The 4304-nt window shown below is 68.5% G+C and carries 2 protein-coding genes; one reads left to right on the top strand and one right to left on the bottom strand.

What is annotated here, in order from left to right:
• Window positions 1-511: 511 nt before the first annotated feature.
• Complete coding sequence (locus FJV41_RS48210) at window positions 512-979, top strand: DUF2892 domain-containing protein (RefSeq protein ID WP_141649358.1); 468 nt, start codon at window positions 512-514, stop codon at window positions 977-979.
• A 66-nt stretch (window positions 980-1045) separates the two neighbouring features.
• On the opposite strand, the gene FJV41_RS48205 is transcribed toward FJV41_RS48210, so the two are convergent.
• Window positions 1046-4304: BamA/TamA family outer membrane protein (locus FJV41_RS48205; RefSeq protein WP_246137891.1), on the bottom strand; the 3259-nt coding region annotated here is incomplete at its 5' end.

The raw sequence follows: 4304 nt of genomic DNA, 5'->3' as shown, positions 1-4304 counted from the left end.
GGTCCACGGGGGGCGGGTCCACCGGCGGAGGTTCCACGGGCGGATTTGTCGGAGGCGGCTCCTCGATGATGACGGGAGGCGGTTGAGTGGGTGAGGACGGGGCTCCAGAGCCGCAAGCCCACAGCCACATCACCGGAAGGCAGAGCAAGAGTCGTGAGCGAGTCATCGCCGGGTGTTGAGCAAGGCTCGTGCCTCATGGAGGGAGACGTGCGCCGCTCGAAAGTGAACGAAGCCAGTGCCCTGAGACGCCGTGGGGTGGGTAGTTGATGAAAGGGATTTCCCTTCCTGGGCCGGTCATTTGCTTCACCCTGGAGGGCTGAGGACCCGTCGACCCCTGGGTCGGCGTGAGGGCTTCTTGAGAAGGAGCTGCGTCGCACGCGAGCCTCCCTGGTGAGGCAGGCGGGCAGGCAGGGAAGCCTTCTTCCCTTCTTCCCACCGCTGTTCCCGACGCGGAACGTCGGGCCTAGCTTCTTCAGGAAGAGGGGAGCGCCGCGACAGGGAGACGCCCGCGATGGAGACCTGGAACCAGTCGTCTGATTCCGCCCGCAACCACACGCCGCTGATGGTGAACCGCCGTATCGACGAGCATGTAGAGGCGTGCGTGCGGCACATGGCGACGCACGCGGACCGGCCGGAGATGAGTCGCTACCTCCAACGGCTGGAGCGCGAGTGGGACCTCAACCGCGCTGTCATGGTGGGCACGGCCGTGATGGGGGCGCTGGGCCTGTTGCTGGGCAAGAAGGATGGCGGCCGGTGGCGGGTGCTGAGCGCCGTGGCCGCGGGAGTCCTCCTCCAGCACGGCGTCTTCGGCTTCGGGCCCTTGTCCGCTCCCTTGCGCGCGCTGGGTATCCGCTCGCGCCGGGAAATCGACCTGGAGAAGTTCGCCATCAAGGCGCTGCGCGGTGACTTCGAGCGCATCCCCAATGACGGCGGGCCCATGGCGAAGGCCAACGCGGCGCTCGTGGCCGCGCAGTCCTGACGCCGCGTCCCCAAGCATCGCCAGCCCCCGCTCACCCGATGAAGGGAGCGGGGGCGGCCTGTCGCCTCAGTGTCGAGGCGAGGTGTAGCCACCACCCTGCGCCGGCATCAGCGCGGGGGACCCGCCCTGGGGTGGGCCGTTGTTCGTCGCGCCGGTGTTCCCCTGGTCGAAGAAGCCGTTGAGGCCGGCGATTCCCAGCGAGAAGTTCGTCACCCAGCCCGAGTCCGGCTTGCCGGCCTTGGCGCCGATGTCGAGCGGCCTGCCGAAGTGCAGCCGCAACAGCAGGGGCCCCAGCGCCAGGTTCACACCGACGACGGCGTTGAGCACGCGGTGGTCCCACAGGTCCTCGGCGCTGTTGCCCACGCCACCCACGTCCATCGCCGCGATGGCCTCCAAGTCACTGAGGAAGGCCACGCGGATGATGTCGTTGAGGGGCAGCTGCAGCTCCAGCGTGGCGTAGGTGAAGTTGCGGCCGAGCAGCCACCGCTCGTCGCCGAAGTTCACGCCGCGCAGGGTGTCGAACGACGACAGGAAGTAGGAGCGCGCGTAGCGTCCGCCCAGCGTCGTGCCCGCGCCGCCGCGCAGGAACAGGTGGGTGCGGCCGTAGATGGGGAAGTAGCGCTCGGCATCCAGCCGGAGGTTGCCGTAGGCCTCGCTGTCGAAGGGCTGCACGCCCAGCGTCATCTCCAGCAGCGCGGAGCTGCCCGACAGCGGACCGGTGGCGTAGTGGTACTTGAGGCTGTCGTAGCCCACCTGTCCGCTCAACTCGGTCTGGAAGCGGATGGAGCCGTTCTTCGCGTTCCACAGCGACAGCAGCTCCCGGTTGGCCTCGTTGCGGTCCGCGAAGAAGAGGCGGAACTCGGTCTGGTCGTCGAGGAAGTACTTGGTTCCGCCCATGCTCAGGTCGCCCTGGACGAAGAAGAACGTGCTCAGTGGATAGCGCAGGCTGCCGAGCGCGCCGAAGTACCGCTCCGCCGACGTGAAGAAGACGGGCAGGTCATCGAACGTCTGGTCCACGCGGAAGCGCAGCGACTGGAACAGACCGCCGCCCCACGTCGTCCGGCCCGCGTCGTTGATGTACAGCATGTAGCCGTCCGTCAAATCGAAGCTGCCGTACACCGCCAGGGTGAGGATGAACTGGTGGTCCCTCATGCGGTCGCTCGCCGCCGCGAAGAGCTGACCGACGAAGCCGCCGCCGCCCGCGCCCGCGAAGCCGAAGATGGGGCCGAACTCCAGGTTCTTTCGCGCGAAGGGCTCGTACGCCTGCGCATCCGTGAGCGGGCGCACCGCCAGCGGGTTGGGCGGCTCCGGAGGAGGCTCCGGCGCCACGTCGAGCGCGAGCATGCGCGGCGGCCTGAGCACCGCGGGCTTCCGCTCACCCGACACGTGGAAGAGCATCCACAGGCCACCCTCGGGGCCGGGGCCCGGCTCGAAGACGCCGGTGGTCAGGTCCGTGCGGCGCACGATTCGCCCGTCCGCCATCAGCTCGTGCAGGTCGGAGCTGCTGTTGTTGAAGGCGGTGAAGAACACGCGGCCGTCGACCAGGGCCAGCGGGTCCGCGTGGTCCCTCTCCTCGCTCGTCAGCCGCTCCACCTGGCGGGGCGCGTCCAGCTTCACGCGGAAGAGGTTGAACTTGCGGTGCGACGTGGCGTCCGACGTGAAGACGATGCCCGCGGGGCCCCACGTCACCTGGCGCTCGGAGAACACGTCGTCGGTGAGCTGCAGGGGCTTGGCGTCCGGGCTCGCGTTCAGGTCGATGACGTAGACGTCGCGCAGGCCCTCGTCCTGGATGCCGATGAAGGCCACGTAGCGCCCATCCGGCGAGAGGGCTGGCGAGTACGCCGCGAGGATGCCGTGCTTGTCGATGCGGTAGGCCTTGCGGTCGCCCACCTCCAGTTGCACCGACGTGCCCACCTCCCGGTCGATGCCGGTGCGGATGGGGTTGCGTCGCACCAGCACGTCGTTGGCGCGCTTCTCCACGGTGTGTTTGTAGTCCTGCACGTAGATGATGTCGCGACCGGTGATTTCGGCGACGAAGGCCAGCTTGTCCTTGGACAGCGCGAAGCTGCGGCCGGAGATGGGGTGCAGCGACTCCACGCCGGGCACGCCGTCACCGGCCACCTTCACCGCCTTGTCCGGCGCGCGCGGGTCCATCACATACAGCCGGCTCTCGCCGGTCTCGGGGACGATGGTGCGCAGCGCCAGCAGGGTGCCGTCCGGCGAGCTGGACATCGCGGTGATGTAGCCCGGGGCCTTGTCGAGCAGGTCCAGCGCGGGCGCGGACTGCTCCGAGCCGAGGTACGTCTTGTAGGCCCGGCGCTTCAGCCAGTTCTCGAACCGCGCGGACAGCCGCTTCGGATCATCCCCCGTCAGGCGCTCCAGCAGCTCCTCGAACTTGAGCGACGGGGAGTCCTTCGAGCCGCCCACCAGCCGGGGCGAGTCCTCCAGCACGCGCTGGATGAAGCCCTTGCCGTACTCCTCCTCGAGGAAGGCCACGCGCACCTGACCGACCTTGTAGATCCACAGGTAGCCGTAGGGCCCGGGGGAGAAGAAGTCGAGGAAGGCGTAGCCCTTGTAGAGGTCCGGATTGACGAGCAGGTCCCGGACGAGCATCTCCGCCTCGGGGTCCATGCCGCGCTTGGCGTAGAACTCGGCGATACCTTCGATGAACCACAGCGGAATCGCCTGGAGGGGGTCGCCGAACACCTTGGCCTGCTCGGCCACGGTGCGCGTCTTCTGGATGGTGAACTGGTGCGCCAGCTCGTGGGTGCTGATTTCCTCGAAGAGTCGGTGATCACCCAGGTACGGCAGCGTGAGCTTCAGGTCCTCGGTGCTGGTGACACCCAGGGTTCCCTCGGACAGCGGGAAGAGGTTCGTCTGAAGGAATTCCTGGTAGCTGCTGTAGAGGATGTACGGGAAGGTCTCCGTGGGGACGTACTGGAAGGTGTCCACCAGGTACCGATACGCCTCTTCGATGAGCGGCGCGGCGCGCTCGGCGACCACGCGCTCTCGCTCGTAGAAGTAGAAGCGCACGCCGCCGGCCTTCGCGCCGAGCGACTTCGCATAGGTGTAGTTGAAGCCGCCGTCGGGGTTGCCGCCCAGCGCGGGGCCACCGAGTGCGGGCCCGCTGCCGAGGGCCGGGCCGCCGTCTCCGAGCGCGCTGCTCAGGGGCGTGCCGCCGTCCTCTCCGCCCGTGACGCCCGCGGTGGCGCCCGAGGGAGGCGTGCCGCCGTCCTCGTTGTCCGCGACGGCTCCCGAGGGAGGCGTGCCCGAGTCCTGCGGCTCCGCGAGCTGAGGTGCGGGGCTGGGGGAGAGGGTGGTGGAG

This window comes from Myxococcus llanfairpwllgwyngyllgogerychwyrndrobwllllantysiliogogogochensis (assembly GCF_006636215.1).
Classification (GTDB): Bacteria; Myxococcota; Myxococcia; order Myxococcales; family Myxococcaceae; genus Myxococcus; species Myxococcus llanfairpwllgwyngyllgogerychwyrndrobwllllantysiliogogogochensis.
Note: the sequence above shows the minus strand (reverse complement) of the source record. Positions and strands in the feature narration are given on the sequence as shown.

Coding starts and splice junctions, on each gene's coding strand:
- FJV41_RS48210 (WP_141649358.1), top strand. CDS start 512: ATGGAGACCTGGAACCAGTCGTCTGATTCCGCCCGCAACCACACGCCG.